Origin of the sequence: Sphingobacterium griseoflavum (assembly GCF_014653155.1) — a bacterium.
In the GTDB taxonomy this organism is placed as follows: domain Bacteria; phylum Bacteroidota; class Bacteroidia; order Sphingobacteriales; family Sphingobacteriaceae; genus Sphingobacterium; species Sphingobacterium griseoflavum.
This window is the reverse complement of record NZ_BNAF01000007.1, coordinates 153,255-169,305: the sequence shown is the minus strand read 5'-3', so window position 1 is coordinate 169,305 and position 16,051 is coordinate 153,255. Positions and strand designations below refer to the sequence as shown.

Here is a 16,051-nt window from a genome sequence, read left to right as displayed (position 1 = left end):
ATTTCCATTACAATCCCAAGCGTAGCGTTAAGGTGTATTGTCTAGCTAACGGAGCAGCGACACCACCCGCGTTTACATATTCAGGATCTTGTCCATTTAATGCCTTATCGGCATAGATCAGAAATACGTTAGATGCATTCAATCTAAGCCCCAAAGAATTGACATTCCATCCGCTCAACCAAGCTTTAGGTAGATCATAGGTTAAGGAAACATCTCGCAATCTGATGAAATCTCCTTTGGCAGTACGTACTGATGAATAGTTGTACGTATTGTAGGCATATTGCAGGTTATTGCTGTAGGCACGATTCTGCCCCACTGTAGCAATAATAGGCACGTTAGTTCTATCCTCATCCCCCGCAATCATCCAACGGTCTGCAAACTCCTTCGTGGAAGCCGTAAGATCATTGTACTCATGCCTAAATACTGGATTCAATCGTACTACATTACCAAAGGAACCGCTTACAAAAACGTTAAGACTAAAGTTTTTGTAGTTAAACGTGTTATTCCAACCGCCGGTATGTATAGGGTCTATAGAACCTTCGTATTGTAAATAATCTAACCGGTCACGCTCCTGAAAATAGATGCCGGTAATGGTTTCTTCGTTATCTGGCCCGATAAATACAGGAAGTCCTTCATCGTTCAAATGAGAAAAAGGAACAGAATACAATCCACGAACTGGGCCGCCCTCTACTGCAAATCCAGATCCGGTTATCAGATCAATAACACGGCTACGGGTATCCAAGCGCGTTACCTCTGTTTTGACATTGGAGTATATCAAATTCGAAGTCCATTTAAACGGACCGTCCCTGAGGATATTTCCAGTTAAGCTAAGCTCTGCACCATTGGATTTCATATCTGCCACATTTCCCATTTTGGAAATTGTCCCACCCAGACCTTGCGTATTTACATAACCAATAAGGTCAAAGTTGTTCCGCGTAAACCAATCGAACTCCAAGTTGATACGATTATCTAAAAATCCAACTGAGGTACCGATATTGAGCTCATGCTTTTTTTCATACGTTAGCTCACTGTTGGCAAGATCCAAAATCTGCAACCCTGACTCCGAGTCTCCAGCAGTTGGACGCCAAGGGGTATACGAGCCATACACCGCAAAAGAGTTGGTCACATTTGATGGTCCTCTATCTCCAGTTAGACTGTAAGAAGCTTTTAGCATCAAATGAGACAGGGCCGGCGATAAGGTTTCGAAAAAATTCTCCTCATGCACATTCCAAGCACCGGCAATATTGTAACTAGGCATCCAACGTGCGGAGGTTGCCTCACCCAATTTGTTCGCTCCCTCGTAACGGAATGTTCCATTCAAAGTATACTTTCCGGCGAAAGAGTAGGTTAGATTTGTAAAGAAGGCTGCTTGTTTATAACGGCTATTTGAGGGATCATTGGAAGAATTTCGATTAACGTAGTAATACGGCGTACTCTCCTCTTGACCTCTTTTAAAAACCCTATAATCGGTAAACGGACTTTCTCCAAGTTCGTATTGCAATCCCCAACCACGGAACCAAGTGTTATTTCTGTCCGAGGCTGTGATTTCCGAGCCCGCAAACGCGCTTACAATATGGTTTTGATTGAACGTTTTGTTAAACTGGGCGGTAAAACGGAACAATTGTTCGAACATGGTATAATCCGTACGGTTATAGATACCGCCTTCGGGCAATACTGAAATCGGTCTTGCATATGGATCATCTGGATCTTTATACAAAAACGGGTTTGCGTCTCGAATTGTCGCATTTTCCGGGCTGATCCCCGCTCTGTAGGCCATCGCCTGATTTGACAAGTCTTTCACATAATGGTGCTGTGAGGTAGACTGATAACGTACCGAACCAAATGCACCCAGCTCCAATCCGGTGAAAACCTTCCACTTTAGATCTCCCTGAAAGCGTAAATCCGCTACATTCACATCCATGTAGTTATTTTCCAACTCATGCAAAATATTGAAGGGGGCATAGTTGCGTGTGTAAAAAACGTTCGGATCCAAGGTACGTGATGTATTCATTGCATAGGCATAGGGGTTAATATCAAAGTCACGCTTCACCTCACCAAAAACCACATCTGTCGACTGTCCTAATGTTCCAGGCGCCTGTTGGCTACGGTAAGATCCATTAGTGATAATGTTCAGCTTTAGTTTATCAGAAATATTATAATTGGCATTTAAATTACCCGTGTAACGGTTTACACCGCTGCGCTTGGTCCAACCCGGATCAACTAGCGCACTAAGTGAGCTATAATATTGTGATTTTTCAGTACCTGAAGACATGCTCACCGAATGATTATGCTGTAGACTTGGCTGAAACAATTCGCTAAACCAATCGGTGTTACGAGATTCTGCTTCCCTCAAAAAGTTATTCACATGATGTCTGTCGCCAAACAAGTCATTATAGATCTCGCCGCTCTGAATACGTCTATACAAATCACCATATACGCCACTATTGCTCGCAACAGGCAAATTAGCAAATCTGATATAGCCTTTCTCATACATATCCTGATAAACAGACATTTGCTCTTGTGAATTCATAATATTAAACTCGGAATAGCGAGGGATAGCACGCGTAGTATATTCTCCGGTATAATTTAGAGAGCTACGTCCGGCTGTACCCTTTTTTGTGGTGATGACAATTACACCAGCCATTGCACGTGCACCATAGATGGAAGTCGCAGAACCATCCTTCAAAATCTGAAACGATTCGATATCGTGTGCGTTCAATCCGGCAACCGCCGAGCTGATCAACGTTAATGCGTCACCCGAGGATAGTGCGTCTGCATTTACATCTGCAACATCTTCAATAATTACGCCATCCACTACCCACAAAGGCTTTGAACTACCATAAATGGATGTAGCTCCGCGGACACGAATTTTAGGCGCAGTACCGAATGTTCCAGTAACGTTTTGTACTGATACACCGGCAACCCGACCTTCCAATCCGCGACTGGGATCAATTAGCCCGCCTATCTGTGCGGCCTCGCCCGAAATCTGCGATGTTGCTCCCGTGAACAAGCGCTTGTCTACCCGCTGCCCCATACCTGTTACCACGACTTCTTCTATGGCTTGATCCTCAGAAACGAGTTGGACATTAATCGACAGTTGCGCACGCACCGTCACTTCTTTAGCAATGTAGCCCACATAGCGGAAGGATAAAACACTTCCTTCACTTGCAGAAATGGAATAGTTTCCATTCTCATCTGTGGAAGTTCCGATAGATGTACCTTTAACACCGATCGAAACACCTGCTAGAGCCTCACCGCTTAGGCCCGTTACTTTACCAGACACACGGTTCTGCTGCACAGTGGTTGACAACACACGAGCAGGGAGTTCCTTATAGTTCACCGATATCGTTTCCGCAATAATTTTAAAGGAAAAATGATCCTCCGGCAAAACAGCCCTGAGTACATCAAGGACATTCGCGTTACGCATGTCTACGTTGACTCTGGATGATTTTTTTAGGACCTCGTCGCTATACAGAAATTTGTAGGCCGTTTGATCCGAGATTCTTTTAAAAGCATCCTCCAGCTTTGCATTTTTTAAGGAGAGCGTAACTTTCTGTGCTGTCCCTTCCGCGTAGGCACAAGTCATAAAAACCAACAAGAAGAATGTTGTAATTTTCATAATCCGGTAGATTAAGACAATAGGCGGCTTCCATGCTTCCGCACGCCTTTTGTCAAATGAGAAGTTATTCATACATTTGAATAGTTGAGTTAATGGTTAAGGGTTAGTATTCTTTCATTTAACTTAGTGATTTACAGGGGTGCTGCAACACTCCTGTTTTTTTTGATGTTTTAGTACAATTATGTCATGTTTTATTTTTTGGTGATTAATAATTTATTTTTGTTCAGTTTGAAATCTAGATCGCTAACAAATGCCATCATACGTAAAACTTCAGACAGACGTACATTTCTACGAATCTCTCCAGAATAAGTGGCATCCAACGCTACGTCAGTAGAGATAGACACCTCCAAATCGTACCAAAGCTTCAATTGATGCGCAATGTTGAGGATATTATCTTCTTTGAAATAAAACTCATTGTTTTTCCAAGCTAGATCTTTCTGTAAATTTGTTGGCTTGACCTTAAGTTCGCCATTCAACCATTGTACACTTTGACCTGGAAAAACCAATACGGTTTTATTATTACTGGAAACTTCCACCCGTCCTTCTTCCAAACTTGTTTTACTAGCTTTTCCATAAGTCGACACGTTAAAATGTGTACCCAATACCTTTACCTCAGCATCCTCCGTTTTCACGTAAAAAGGCTTTTCAGCATTTTTGGCAACCTCAAAATAGGCCTCGCCACGCAGAAATACGCGTCGTTCGGATCCAGAAAATGTCGTTGGAAAACGTAACTCGCTTTTCGAATTCACCCACACCGCAGTTCCATCAGCTAGTGTCAACTTAAAAAAATTAGCTGCCGGAACGAGTAAGGTGTGGTAGACTAATTGGTCACTTTCGATAGCAACATCCCCATCGATTGCACTCTTCGTAAATTTATGGTCTGAAACAATATCTAAAGTGTCTTCGACTTGAAGTTCACGTCCATTGGCTAATATAATCTTAGCGCCCAAGTTCGCTGGCAGCACATCATGCTTTTCTTTGCCGTCCACCTTTTCAACAATATGTCGGGTTTGCTCCTCTTGCGATTTTAGAAAAAACCAATAGCTTGCAAAAGCGAGAAAAACCGCCATAGATGCCGCAGCTGCAAAAATCTTAAATCGGTATTTCCTAGGTCGACGCTTTCGCTGCACACTATCCCACGCTTCTTCTTCTTTTAATTGATCTAACCAAAACAAATCAAAATTAGCTCCATCTTGCATCAATTTATTGAAAAGCGCTTGGTTTTTCACACTTCTATTCAACCAAATTTCCAAAAAAAGCGCCTCTTCCTCAGAAACTGGAATCATTTTGAATTTCTTAACTAGAATATCCGCTATATCGAAAGGGTTAGTATCCATAATTTAAGCTAAGAAACTTAAACTTGGATTCGGGGTGACAAGAAATTTGTTTTTTTAAAAATTACTTAGGAATAATGTAAAAACTATCGAGAAATAGTCTGAACTCAACTTCGAACGCAACACACGCAGCCCTCTTTTCTTTTGAGTCTTAATTGTATTAATACTGATTTTAAGCTGCTCGGCTATTTCCTCATTCGAAAAACCGTCAACGTAACTCATCGTCATAATTTTCTGGCAGCCATCCGGTAACGTAGATAAGGTAGCATGAATAGCGGTCATAAATTCCGCTCGAATGACTTGGTGCTCATAATCTATATCATCACGTTCCTGATATCCCGTTCGTTGCCAAAATTTTTTTACGGTTTTGCTCTTACGGCTTAAGTTGTAGACTGCATATTTGATTGCAGTATATAAAAATGCTTTAATTGCTTTCTCATCGCTAGCTATACGATCGCGTTCTTGGAAATAGCTGACAAATGCATCCTGCGCTAAGTCTTCGGCTAAATTTTCGTCTTGCACCATTTGCCAGGCAAAATAGCACAAAGATCGATAATACTTGCCAAATAATAATTTATCAGGATCTAAATCATTCATTTCCTACAGCTAATATTAATATATGTTAGTTAGTAAAGGCATCAAATTGAGATTATGAGCCTTTGGTCGAGCCAAGATATTAAAAAATGTCAACATAACGGATAAAAAAAATAAAATATTCACTTTTATTTGATCTATAACACTTTCGATTCCGCTCGCTGAAGCATTCCCTTTAAATTGCTCACCATACAAAAAACGCATCGATTTTGTCCGATGCATTTTTGTATACCTATCTCGATAGCAAGCTATCAATTTGTTTGTAAATCTATTTCTCTATTTCCCTTCCCCTTTATCAATCCGTTCTTGGATCAGGTTCCAGTCGTAATAATGAAATACTTTACCATTGCTCATCGCGACCAACATCCCGTTAGGAAATTTACCTCCAAGATTCAAACTGCTTGCGTCTGCCCCATCACACTCTATCGCTGACACGGGGATATCGGCCAATTTCGTATAGCTATTGGAATTTCCGTTGCTGCCCTCGCGCGGGTATACGACAAATGAATTGTTTTGCTGATTAGACAACAGAATATAACCGGTAGAATCGCCCGTCTTGTAAATCGCGATACCTTCATGGTCTGATTTCACATCTTGCTGTGCGAAGAAGGCCAGTTCTGTGTTGTCTTTCTTTTCCGGATCGGCATAGTATTTACGCACGCCCACGGTTTCATCGGAGTAGTACACATAGCCTAATTCATTGTCGACAGCTATTGCTTCAATTTCTTTCTTCCCACTGTAGGTACCAAATTTACGCACCACCTCAGCGGTAACGATGCCATCCGCGCCTGCACCAATCTTATATTGCCAAAGGTAGGTGCCCGATGGGCCATTTTTTCGTCCCACAATGGCATAGATTGTAGATCCAATAGAATCTTTCTTGGTATAGATCGAAATACCCATACCATCTTGCTCGCCCTCTCCACGTTCGCCTTCGAAGATAGCAATCCCGCCGTTATCAATCGGAGTAAGATCGGGCAAGCTGAATACCCGTATCTTGTGCGCCTTGCGCTCTGTCGTTATCGCTATATCCACTTTTTTGCCATTGATATCTAAGCCGTAGGCGATATCTACATTGTTAGGCCGCTGCAAACCCGTTACTTTTTTAACAATTTTACCTGACAGATCGTAGAGGTAAAGCCCACCCCCAACTTCCTTGTCTGTTCCGAGGATCAAACTTTGAGAGGGATCGGTTGGGTGTATCCAGATGGCAGGATCATCGGTATCAAATGCCGTCTGCTCGGTGACGACCGTCGGTTTGACCGCATTTTCGGCAACGGGTGCCAAGCCCGACGAGCACGACCCAAAAAGTGTCAAAGCAAGTAAAGCTACGGTAGGTATATTTTTGTTTTGCATGTTATGTGTTATATATGAGTTGAAAATTCCTAGGGCAGTAACTTAACGCCCTAAAGGATGCATTACAAATCGAATTTAACCCCTAAATTAAACCGGGCTTGATAATATTCCATCTGCATGGTGCGCGACACAATCCCTTGGTAATAACGAAGGGGCTGATTTGTCAAATTGTTTGCCTCGACAAATAGACGAAACTTTGGCGTAAACTTATACGCTGCATTCGCGTCCAAAAACAACTGCTTGTCGTAATACCGATCTTCAAAGGCGTTTCCGCCCAGCTCGTCAATATAAGACGAGGTATAATTTAAGGAAACACGGGAAGTAAATCTATTGTTTTCCCATGATAAAGAACCGTTGAACATATGGGGCGCTGTTCCGGGCAACTTCACGTCGGTCCGTTGCTCGCCATCTGCATTGGTTATCCCACGTGCGACAGAATTGGTGTTTGTATAGTTCAGGTATATGCCAAAGCCTTTTAGGAAACGTCCGGGCAGAAAATCCAGCTGCCGCTGGAAGGCTACCTCAAATCCGTAGACATCCACATTGTCACCGTTTCTCTGTTGTACGAATCGATAGTTTTCGCCAGCGGGAATAGGGTTTTCTTGGTTGGGGAAGTCTTCCGCAAAATTGGCCGCTGTATATTGATTATTCCGGTAGGTATAGATAAAATCTTTCAGGTTTTTATAGAAAACGCCTCCGGAAAGGATACCTACCGACCGGAAATAATGCTCGGCCATCAAATCAGCATTATAAGAGTAGGTTGCATTCAGATCGGGGTTACCTGCCTGAATTTCGGTGTCGCCAGGCAGCGCGCTGACGTAAGGAGCAAGCGCATAGTAGTTTGGACGTGCAATTGCTGTAGTGAAAGCGGCGCGTAAGACTGTTGATGCTGTTGCCATGTACTTCAAAGAGATGTTGGGAAGCACGTTTGTATAGCTATTTTTATTGTTCACTTCACCCAGCAGCTCCTCTTCGTCCAAGACGAAGTTTCCAGTGTAATCGATTCCTGTATGCTCGATCCGAGCACCCACGATCATCGAAAGTTTATCCGTAAAGTCTTGGTCCCATCGCACATATCCCGCAAATATGCGTTCTTTAGCCCGATAATTTAGGGCTAAAAACTCCGCAGCATCGGCTTCTTCACTGTATAGACTACTGTTTGTTAGATCCAGATGACCTAGGTAATTCCTATCCACAAAATATCCCGGGACATACTGTGAGCCTGCTTGGTACCCTTGTCCTCCATAGAAAACATTCGGTGTTTCGCTTAAAGAACCTAGCGCATTTACCGGTTCATATTCGTAGAAGATATTATCGCGCATTTTATCTTTCAATCGTAAACGCAGTCCCGTGCGCAACCTGCCTTTTTGGCCGTCGATTACCGATAGCGGAAAACGGACGTTTACCTTCGAGCCAAATTCTTCTTCTTTCGTGAAATTATGGTTTTCGGTGATTTTGCGTAGGCTAAAGTCAGACGGATCTTCATCAGCAGTTACCAACGGCCTTCTCGTATCAAATAGGTTTTGTCCCATGTCTACCCCACGCTGCTGAAAATCTATATAGCGCTCATTTGGTCGGTCTTCACTTGCTGTAGCATAGTTGGCTGCCCAGTCCAGATCCAGCTTGGATCCCAGCAAATGCTCCCCGCCAATGGCATAGTTCTGTACGGTTTGTCGCTCTAACCGTGTGTTCCTATTCTTGGAGTTGTCGATACCACCCTTCGTTTCACGACGGATATTGCCCGTATAGCCCGTTATATTTTCGTTCGCATCGTAGACTGCTGCAATATCACGATAGCGGACACGGTACCTATTTTCTAGATCATCGCGCCAGTTGTACATGGCATTGGCGTATAACATATGCTTATCATTGATTTTATAGTCGAACGCCAAAGCCGTGCTTCTCCGTATCCGTTGCACATCATATTTCCGGATATCCATCTCTTGCAAAAAAACATTTCCGTTATCATCCTGATCCCAAACAGCTTCCACATTATCTGATCCAAAACGGTTGTTGTTATAGGAACCGCTGAAAACAACGCCGATCTTGTTGTTTGCAAAACGGTTACCGTATACCAGCCCCGCGGTATAGTTTGCTTTATCGCGGATAGGGCCATAGCCGCCAGCCAATGTAGCCGAAATCCGTTGCCCATTTGGGGAGGCTCTTGTAATGAGATTAACCGATCCGCCGATGGCATCTGCATCCATATCGGGTGTCAACGTTTTGTTCACTTCGATAGTGGATATCATATCCGCCGGGATCAGGTCCATCTGTACGTTTCGGTTATCGCCCTCTGCAGAAGGGATGCGATCCCCATTTAAAGTAACCGAGTTTAGATTGGGGGCCAAACCGCGAATGATAATGTTGCGCGCCTCACCTTGGTCGTTCTGCATGGTGATGCCGGGGACGCGTTTTAAAGCGTCGCCAATGTTAGCATCGGGAAAACGCCCCACCTGATCGGACGAAATAATATTAGAGATATTTTCATTGTTCTTTTGTTGGTTTAACGCGCGTGCCTGACCCTTCAGCATGTCGCCCATCACCACCACCTCCGAAAGTGTGTTGCTGGCCGTAAGCAACCGGAGGTCTATGTTGTTCTTTTGTCCGCGTTTGACGGTAATTTTCGTTTCCAAAGGCTGATAGCCCAAATAAACAACCGAAAGTGTATACGTCCCTTCAGGAAGATCAAGAAATTCAAAATTCCCGTTTTGCCCAGACACCGTGTAACGGTTGCCCTCAGCAATGCGGACAGTGGCCCCAGGAAGCGAAAACTGGTCCGCATCGTCTAGCACCTTACCTGTCAGGACCGTGCTTTGTCCGTAGATCCAGGTAGCAATACTTGTGAATAATAATGTTGTAAAAAATTTCATGATTTGTTTTTTGACATTGCGACAAACCTATGAAGTTAAGATAAACGGAACATGACTATTGTGTTAAGAAAATATTAATTAAGAATGGCTTAACGTACGGATTAAGTACCGCTTCTTATTCATCTCTTCGTCCATAGCAAAAATATCGCTACCTTCTATAAATTAAAAGATATTGAAAAGCTCGACAATGTACCTTGGATCCATACAACATGTCACTAAAAAAGATATCTTGCAGAAAGGAATAAATTCCATATTTTTCAACAACTAAGATTCGATTCGTATGAAGACCAAACTACTTGCTGTTTCTACCCTCTTATTCGTTACCGGCTTTGCTATAGGACAAGAGGTTCCGAAGCGAAAACTTCCTTTAGAAATATCGTTTGCCGCCGGCTTTGAACACGCTAATTTCAGCAACCTCAATGCGCGATTGAAAATGCAGGGGTTGGACAAACAGAGCGCGTTTTTAATGAGTGGTGGCGTCGGCATTGCCTATCGTACCAAACCGCTGATCATCGGTGTACAACACAACATTTCCGGCGATTTTTCGGATAATGATTTCAGCCAAAATTATCTACGGTTTTACCTATCCACCAACACCATATCGTTCGGCTCCATCATTACCGCACCCGAGTTAGGAATCGGCTACCAAGATACGCGCGTACACGTCGTCCAAAGCGATATGTCGGGTACTTTCGATGATTTCCTCCAAACAAGAGCGAACCGTATCCGTGTAGATCAGCGAGGCGCTGTCGCTGATGTAGGCATCACGTTTAAACGATTTGTGAAAGAACGTAGCCTCTACTTACCTTTTTTCCGCGTGGGTTACAAACATGGCCTACATCCAGGCAAATGGCAAGTGGCGAACGCCGAGGCAACAGGTGCACCAGCTGATCGTGTACGCGGTTTCTATGCGCAGCTCACAGCAGGATTTGGGAGATAACAGGCAACTCAAAAAAAGGTTGGCATAGATAACCTATACCAACCTAAAATTCGATTTTGATAGCAGCTGACCGTTTACTTCGTCAAAAACACCCTAGCTTGCACAGGTATGATCTGCTGGCCATCATCGAGCGTGACCAAAAACATAAATGCGATTTCTAACCTTGTCAGTGCGGCATTATTGAGAAAATTTTGAACCAATGTATTGTTGGCAGCGCTACTCGCTCTAAATGCTGTTACCGAGGTATCAAACACCACTCGATTTCCGTTACCAGGTATGGGCGCGCTAATATAAGTGGCAGCTCGAACCCCTCCGGCATTGATATTAGTCGCTCCGCCGAGCACCCTACTGATTTCCCTGATCTGCCGACCTGATCCCTGCGGTATAACCATGGTCAACGAAAAGTTGTCCTGCGATATAGGAACCTCAATAAATGGGTTAAAACCATGCGTAGTGGCACCCTCGAACGTGACAGGGATAGCGGGGCGATTATCGGAATAAAGTTCCGTGTAACTTTTTTCACATGCGCTAAAAAATACAGCAACCAACGTGAATAATATAGATGTATATTTTTTCATTTCCTAAAGATTTTAAGTTAATTGACGTCCCACCATACCGGAACGTTAGACATCGGAACCGCAGTACCTTGCGGAAAATTCGGGTTTCTCTGTTGCTCGGTAAATAAATAAACAGCTCGAACGGGGCGGGTTCCATCAATCCCCCCAGCATTTTGATGTTCAGCCAAAGTGGGATAGCCAGTGCGCCGCCAGTCATTCCATTGCTCTAAGCCATTTGAAAACAAAGAGATATATTTCTGCGTGATGACTTGCTCAATTTGTTGCTCCATACTGCCCGAAAGGGTAACAATACTAGGATTCCCGTTGAAGTATCCGTCTATGTCGCTGGCGTTGATGCCCGCCTCGGCCATAGACGCTCTAATTCCTTGCGCATACAAGGCTTGGGCATCACCGGGCAAGCCGAACCGCAACACTGCTTCCGCAAGAATAAAAGATGTTTGCGCATAGGTCAGCAAGCGTACAGGCCCTTCACCCGATACACCTGTCGCATAGGTATTATATACCGAACGCCCCTTTCTGGCCGGGTTTGTTAACGCCGCAAGGGGCAAAACACCTCGGAAACCGTTATCAATTGTCACATACACAGGCGTTGCACCTGGCGTCCGCTCAACGCGCGTTACAAAATTAGGTAGCCTTGGGTCGTTCAGGCGCTCCAATAGATTCAAAAAACGTGTGCTGATCATCAGTTCATTTTCGAATAGCGAATTATGGGTCAATGTCCACAGCGGCGAATGGCTGCCCACCTGACCACCAAACCTTACCGACAAATTCCCGGCGTTTTCGTTGATATACTGATTAGCGTCCATGACTTCCCGAATGACCTGCGCGGCGATTGCAGGTTCAACCTGGCTGATTTGCATCGCTAATTTGAGCAATAACGAATTTCCGGCACGCCTCCATCGCTCTATATTCCCTCCATAGACAAGATCCGTCGCGCCCGGACGGAGAACACTTTCGCGACTTAGATCGGCTAATCCCTCTCTAACCATGTCCATAAGCCCGCGGATATTTCCCGATGTATTGCCTAGGTAAATATCCCGCTGGGAATCCAATCGAGGTGTTGTGACTTGCATGTCGCCCTGAAGCGCTTCGGAATAAGGCACATCGCCCCATACATTCGTTACAACCGAAAAGGTATAGGCCATCATAATTTTACCGATTCCTACATAGGCAGGCCCCTGCTGCGCTTCGGCAGCTTCAATCATCTTCTTATAGTTGATTAATGCACCTCCGTACAATTCAAAATTCCACTGGTTGCCAAATTCCGCTCCCGTCAAACCCGCGTATATATCCCAAGCAGCAGGACTACCGGCTGCGCCGGCCGTCACGCTCATGATGGTTGAGGCAAAGCGGTTTAACTCATTGGAAACAGCGAAAGCTGTACCGGCCAAGCCGGTGGACAACAGTGTAGAAGGAGGAACCGCCAATGGATTGTTGGGGGTATCGTTTACATCTAAAAATTTGTTGCAGCCAGACCATGCGATTGTTGTCGTCATCAAAACTGCTAGTATTGATCTATTTTTAACGAATTTCATATTGATTTCCAGATTAAAAGGTTGCACGTAAATTAAATCCATAATTTTTGGTAGTCGGCGCTCCATTCAAGTCAAGACCTTGCGCATTGCCGGCACCCTGCGTATTTACTTCGGGGTCGCTGGGGAAACCTGGTGCAAACATCCATAGATTACGGCCGCTAAATCCAACTGACAGCTGGCCAAATGGTGTATTTTTGATCACACTTTGCGGAAGATTATAAGTGAGCGACACCTCTCTCAACCGATAAGAAGTAGCATCGAAAACAGCGGCTTCAGAACCAATACCGCCCAACCCTTGCCAGTAACTTTGGGCAGAGATCTGGATATCATTTGGCCGAAATGTACCGTCTCCGTTATCAATGACACCAGGAAGGATACGGGGCTGCTCGCGATCTATTCCCGTTTCGAAAATCATCCCATTGGATCGCATATCCACCTGGGAAAAGGAGAATAACTGTCCACCTTTTTGAATATCGAACAACGCATTCAAGTTGAAATTTTTATAGGTCAACGTATTAGCTACACCTAGTGTGTAATCTTTTTGCGGATTGGCAATCACTCTATTTCCAACCCCTGGCATGAATTGACCTGTAATAGGATTGATGAGAAGCTCTCCGGCCTCATTACGTGCATGAGCCGCACCAACGATGACTCCGTAAGGATATCCCTCGGCTATGGAAGGGGAAATACCGATAAATGAATTGATTGCAGGAATCACCGTGCTGGTCAAATTATCACCCCCCACAGGCTCGTCACCAAAAATAGAAACCACATTGTTGCGTATCCGGGTGAAATTTAGATCGACCTTCCAGCTGAATGCCGCATTACGAACCGGATATCCGCCCAGCAAAACCTCGATCCCTCTGTTGGTCATTTCGCCGATATTATCGGTCCGATTGTCGAAACCCGATGCATTGGATACCGCGACGTTGAAAATTTGGCTTCTGCTACGGGTACTGAAGTAGGTAAAATCTATGTCGATCCGGTTATTGAACAACCCAAGTTGCGTTCCAAACTCATATGACGTCACAAACTCGGGCCGAAGGTTCGGATTACCGATTCTGGTGCTGATATTAAATCCCGGAATTGCAGACCCGCCCACCGATAAAGGGAATTGGATACTAGCGGTATTGTTGCCAAATGTTCCAATATTGTAAACTGAATACAAGAGGTAAGGATCTGCATCTCGTCCCACACGGGCGGCGTTAGCCCGAATTTTCCAAAAAGAGAGCACGTCAGACCGCAGGCTTTGGAAAGCTGTCGTCGGCACAAAGCTTAACGAAGTCGATGGGTAAAAATAGGTGTTGTTATGTGTGGGCAATGTGGACGACTTGTCTGCACGACCGGTTAATTCGAGAAATAAATAGTCTTTATACCCTAGGCCTAGCTGAGCATAATGCCCTACCAACCGACGCAATTGCCGATTGGCATAGGATCCTGTAAATACAGAAGCGTTACCAACGTTGTCAAATCCAACCATCGATAATCCGCCACCTATGACGCCTGCCTCTCGGAAGATTCTGCTATTGATATTTTGTCCCAACAACAAGTTCGCGGTGAGTCCTTCTAGGAAGAGGTCATCTTTACGTGCATTCACCATCAGATCACCATTAAGCTCACTTCGAAATCGACTCTCCTCATTGATGGAACCCTGCGGCGCGCGTGCAGCGCCTATCCGGAGCACCTGTGATCGCTGATCGATATACGTGTCGCCGGTCATGCGGTAGGATACGTTCAGCCAATCCGTGATATCGTAACCTATGGTTAGATTACCGAACGCCCGATCCACTGCCGATTCAAAAAATTCATTCTCTACACTCCACAAAGGGCTGTTCTGGTTAGGGAGGAAATACTGTCTATTGCCGGCAGCATCTAAAATAGGGGTGCCGTTCAGGTCATACGATACTGGAATACGGGTAATTTGCCCAAAAGCACTCCCCCCATTTCCCATCGTAGAACCACGTTGGTTCGTCTTCGAATACGTAATCGTTCCACCTATCTTGATACCATTGTTTAGGGTACGATTTCCGCCCAAATTTGCCGTATGTCGATTGTATTTGCTATTCGGTACTATCCCCTCCTGTATCGTACTCGATAGTCCTGCAGCAAAATTGCTTTTATCGTCACCACCGGCTAAGTTTAATGAATTTTGAAAAAATGCGCCTGTATTGTAGAAGTCACGAATGTTGTTTGGATAGGCCTGATATGGAACCGTCAATCCTGTACCGCCCTGCACCACTTCACTAACGCTACCGAAAATAGGGCCCCATGAACTGGTGACTTGATTGTTGTATAGATTTTGTGTACCCTGCCCATAAGAGGTTTGGAATCTGGGCAAATAGGCTACATTTTGGAAGTTAGCCGACGAATTGAATGTCACCTCCGTCTTCCCGGCCATTCCTTTCCCACTTTTAGTGGTTATCATCAAGACACCGGCCGAAGCTCTGGATCCGTAAAGGGCGGATGCGGCAGGTCCCTTCAAAATATTTATCGACTCGATATTGTCTGGCGGAATATCGTTCAGCCTGTTGGCCGGCTGCGAACCGAACAAGGTGTTCTGGCTATTATCCGTATCATTACTGAAAATAATACCATCAACAACAATCAGGGGCTGGTTGTTTCCTCCGAAGGAGGTAATGCCCCGGATATTGATATTGGTAGAGGCACCCGGCTGGCCCGACGAGCTCGAGATGTTTACCCCGGCGACCTTGCCTTGGAGTGCATTAAGCACATTTGTTTCAGACCGCTGCACCAAATTTTCACCGGTAACCTTTTGGGTAGCATAGCCAATAGATTTCGCTGCTCGCTCAATGCCCTGCGCTGTAACAACCACCTCTTCCAATGACGTCTCATCCACGGCCAAGCGAACATTCAGTACATTTTGGTTGTTCACTTGAATCCGCTGGCTTACATAGCCGATGTAGGAGAACAGCAGGGTACTGTTTGGCGGCACACTCATCACAAAACTTCCAGCTGCATCGGTTTGCGTTGCTGTAGTGGTCCCCAATAGCGCAACGGAGGCACCGCTAATAGGCGAACCGTCCGTTGCCGAGGTGACCTTTCCACTCACCTGTCGATTTTGTGCAAACCCCTCTCCTAAAAAGCAGGTCAGCACCACAAGAATACTGAGTAATTTTTGTTTCATTTGTTTATTGTTTAGTTAATGAACCTTCTCTGCAGAAGGACTATTTGATAGTAGAAAAATGCTAAGTGGATTCGCAAAAA

At 44.7% G+C, this 16,051-nt stretch carries 9 protein-coding genes; 1 reads left to right on the top strand and 8 read right to left on the bottom strand.

Annotated features, from left to right (window positions below; all coding sequences use genetic code 11):
- Positions 1 to 7 precede the first annotated feature (7 nt).
- The 5 genes from IE165_RS10760 to IE165_RS10740 all read right to left on the bottom strand — a co-directional run bounded on the left by IE165_RS10760 (position 8) and on the right by IE165_RS10740 (position 9,773).
- Positions 8 to 3,619: a SusC/RagA family TonB-linked outer membrane protein gene (locus tag IE165_RS10760; RefSeq protein ID WP_189626626.1), complete on the bottom strand. Its 3,612-nt coding sequence runs from the start codon at positions 3,617 to 3,619 to the stop codon at positions 8 to 10.
- 191 nt (positions 3,620 to 3,810) lie between these two features.
- Positions 3,811 to 4,956: a FecR family protein gene (locus IE165_RS10755; protein WP_189626625.1), complete on the bottom strand. Its 1,146-nt coding sequence runs from the start codon at positions 4,954 to 4,956 to the stop codon at positions 3,811 to 3,813.
- Positions 4,957 to 5,010: 54 nt separating this feature from the next.
- Complete coding sequence (locus tag IE165_RS10750) at positions 5,011 to 5,550, bottom strand: RNA polymerase sigma factor (RefSeq protein ID WP_189626624.1); 540 nt, start codon at positions 5,548 to 5,550, stop codon at positions 5,011 to 5,013.
- A 273-nt stretch (positions 5,551 to 5,823) separates the two neighbouring features.
- Positions 5,824 to 6,903 (bottom strand): phytase, encoded by a 1,080-nt coding sequence (locus IE165_RS10745; RefSeq protein ID WP_189626623.1) that lies wholly within the window; start codon positions 6,901 to 6,903, stop codon positions 5,824 to 5,826.
- A 62-nt stretch (positions 6,904 to 6,965) separates the two neighbouring features.
- Entirely contained in the window at positions 6,966 to 9,773 is a 2,808-nt protein-coding gene (locus IE165_RS10740) for a TonB-dependent receptor (protein WP_189626622.1), read from the bottom strand.
- Positions 9,774 to 10,053: 280 nt separating this feature from the next.
- Here IE165_RS10740 and IE165_RS10735 point away from each other — a divergent pair, with 280 nt between their 5' ends.
- Entirely contained in the window at positions 10,054 to 10,713 is a 660-nt protein-coding gene (locus tag IE165_RS10735; RefSeq protein ID WP_189626621.1) for a hypothetical protein, read from the top strand.
- A gap of 74 nt (positions 10,714 to 10,787) precedes the next feature.
- Here IE165_RS10735 and IE165_RS10730 read toward each other — a convergent pair whose 3' ends face one another.
- The 3 genes from IE165_RS10730 to IE165_RS10720 are packed head-to-tail and all read right to left on the bottom strand — an operon-like array spanning position 10,788 to position 15,971.
- Positions 10,788 to 11,291 carry a hypothetical protein gene (locus tag IE165_RS10730; protein WP_189626620.1) on the bottom strand — a complete coding sequence of 168 codons (504 nt, stop codon included), beginning with the start codon at positions 11,289 to 11,291 and terminating at the stop codon, positions 10,788 to 10,790.
- A 17-nt stretch (positions 11,292 to 11,308) separates the two neighbouring features.
- The gene (locus tag IE165_RS10725; RefSeq protein WP_229826506.1) at positions 11,309 to 12,787 is read right to left on the bottom strand and encodes a SusD/RagB family nutrient-binding outer membrane lipoprotein; all 1,479 of its coding nucleotides are present in this window, start codon (positions 12,785 to 12,787) and stop codon (positions 11,309 to 11,311) included.
- 52 nt (positions 12,788 to 12,839) lie between these two features.
- Positions 12,840 to 15,971 (bottom strand): SusC/RagA family TonB-linked outer membrane protein, encoded by a 3,132-nt coding sequence (locus tag IE165_RS10720; RefSeq protein WP_189626619.1) that lies wholly within the window; start codon positions 15,969 to 15,971, stop codon positions 12,840 to 12,842.
- Positions 15,972 to 16,051: the final 80 nt, after the last annotated feature.

Coding starts and splice junctions, on each gene's coding strand:
- IE165_RS10725 (WP_229826506.1), bottom strand. CDS start 12,787: ATGACGACAACAATCGCATGGTCTGGCTGCAACAAATTTTTAGATGTA.
- IE165_RS10760 (WP_189626626.1), bottom strand. CDS start 3,619: ATGAAAATTACAACATTCTTCTTGTTGGTTTTTATGACTTGTGCCTAC.
- IE165_RS10730 (WP_189626620.1), bottom strand. CDS start 11,291: ATGAAAAAATATACATCTATATTATTCACGTTGGTTGCTGTATTTTTT.
- IE165_RS10755 (WP_189626625.1), bottom strand. CDS start 4,956: ATGGATACTAACCCTTTCGATATAGCGGATATTCTAGTTAAGAAATTC.
- IE165_RS10740 (WP_189626622.1), bottom strand. CDS start 9,773: ATGAAATTTTTTACAACATTATTATTCACAAGTATTGCTACCTGGATC.
- IE165_RS10720 (WP_189626619.1), bottom strand. CDS start 15,971: ATGAAACAAAAATTACTCAGTATTCTTGTGGTGCTGACCTGCTTTTTA.
- IE165_RS10745 (WP_189626623.1), bottom strand. CDS start 6,903: ATGCAAAACAAAAATATACCTACCGTAGCTTTACTTGCTTTGACACTT.
- IE165_RS10735 (WP_189626621.1), top strand. CDS start 10,054: ATGAAGACCAAACTACTTGCTGTTTCTACCCTCTTATTCGTTACCGGC.
- IE165_RS10750 (WP_189626624.1), bottom strand. CDS start 5,550: ATGAATGATTTAGATCCTGATAAATTATTATTTGGCAAGTATTATCGA.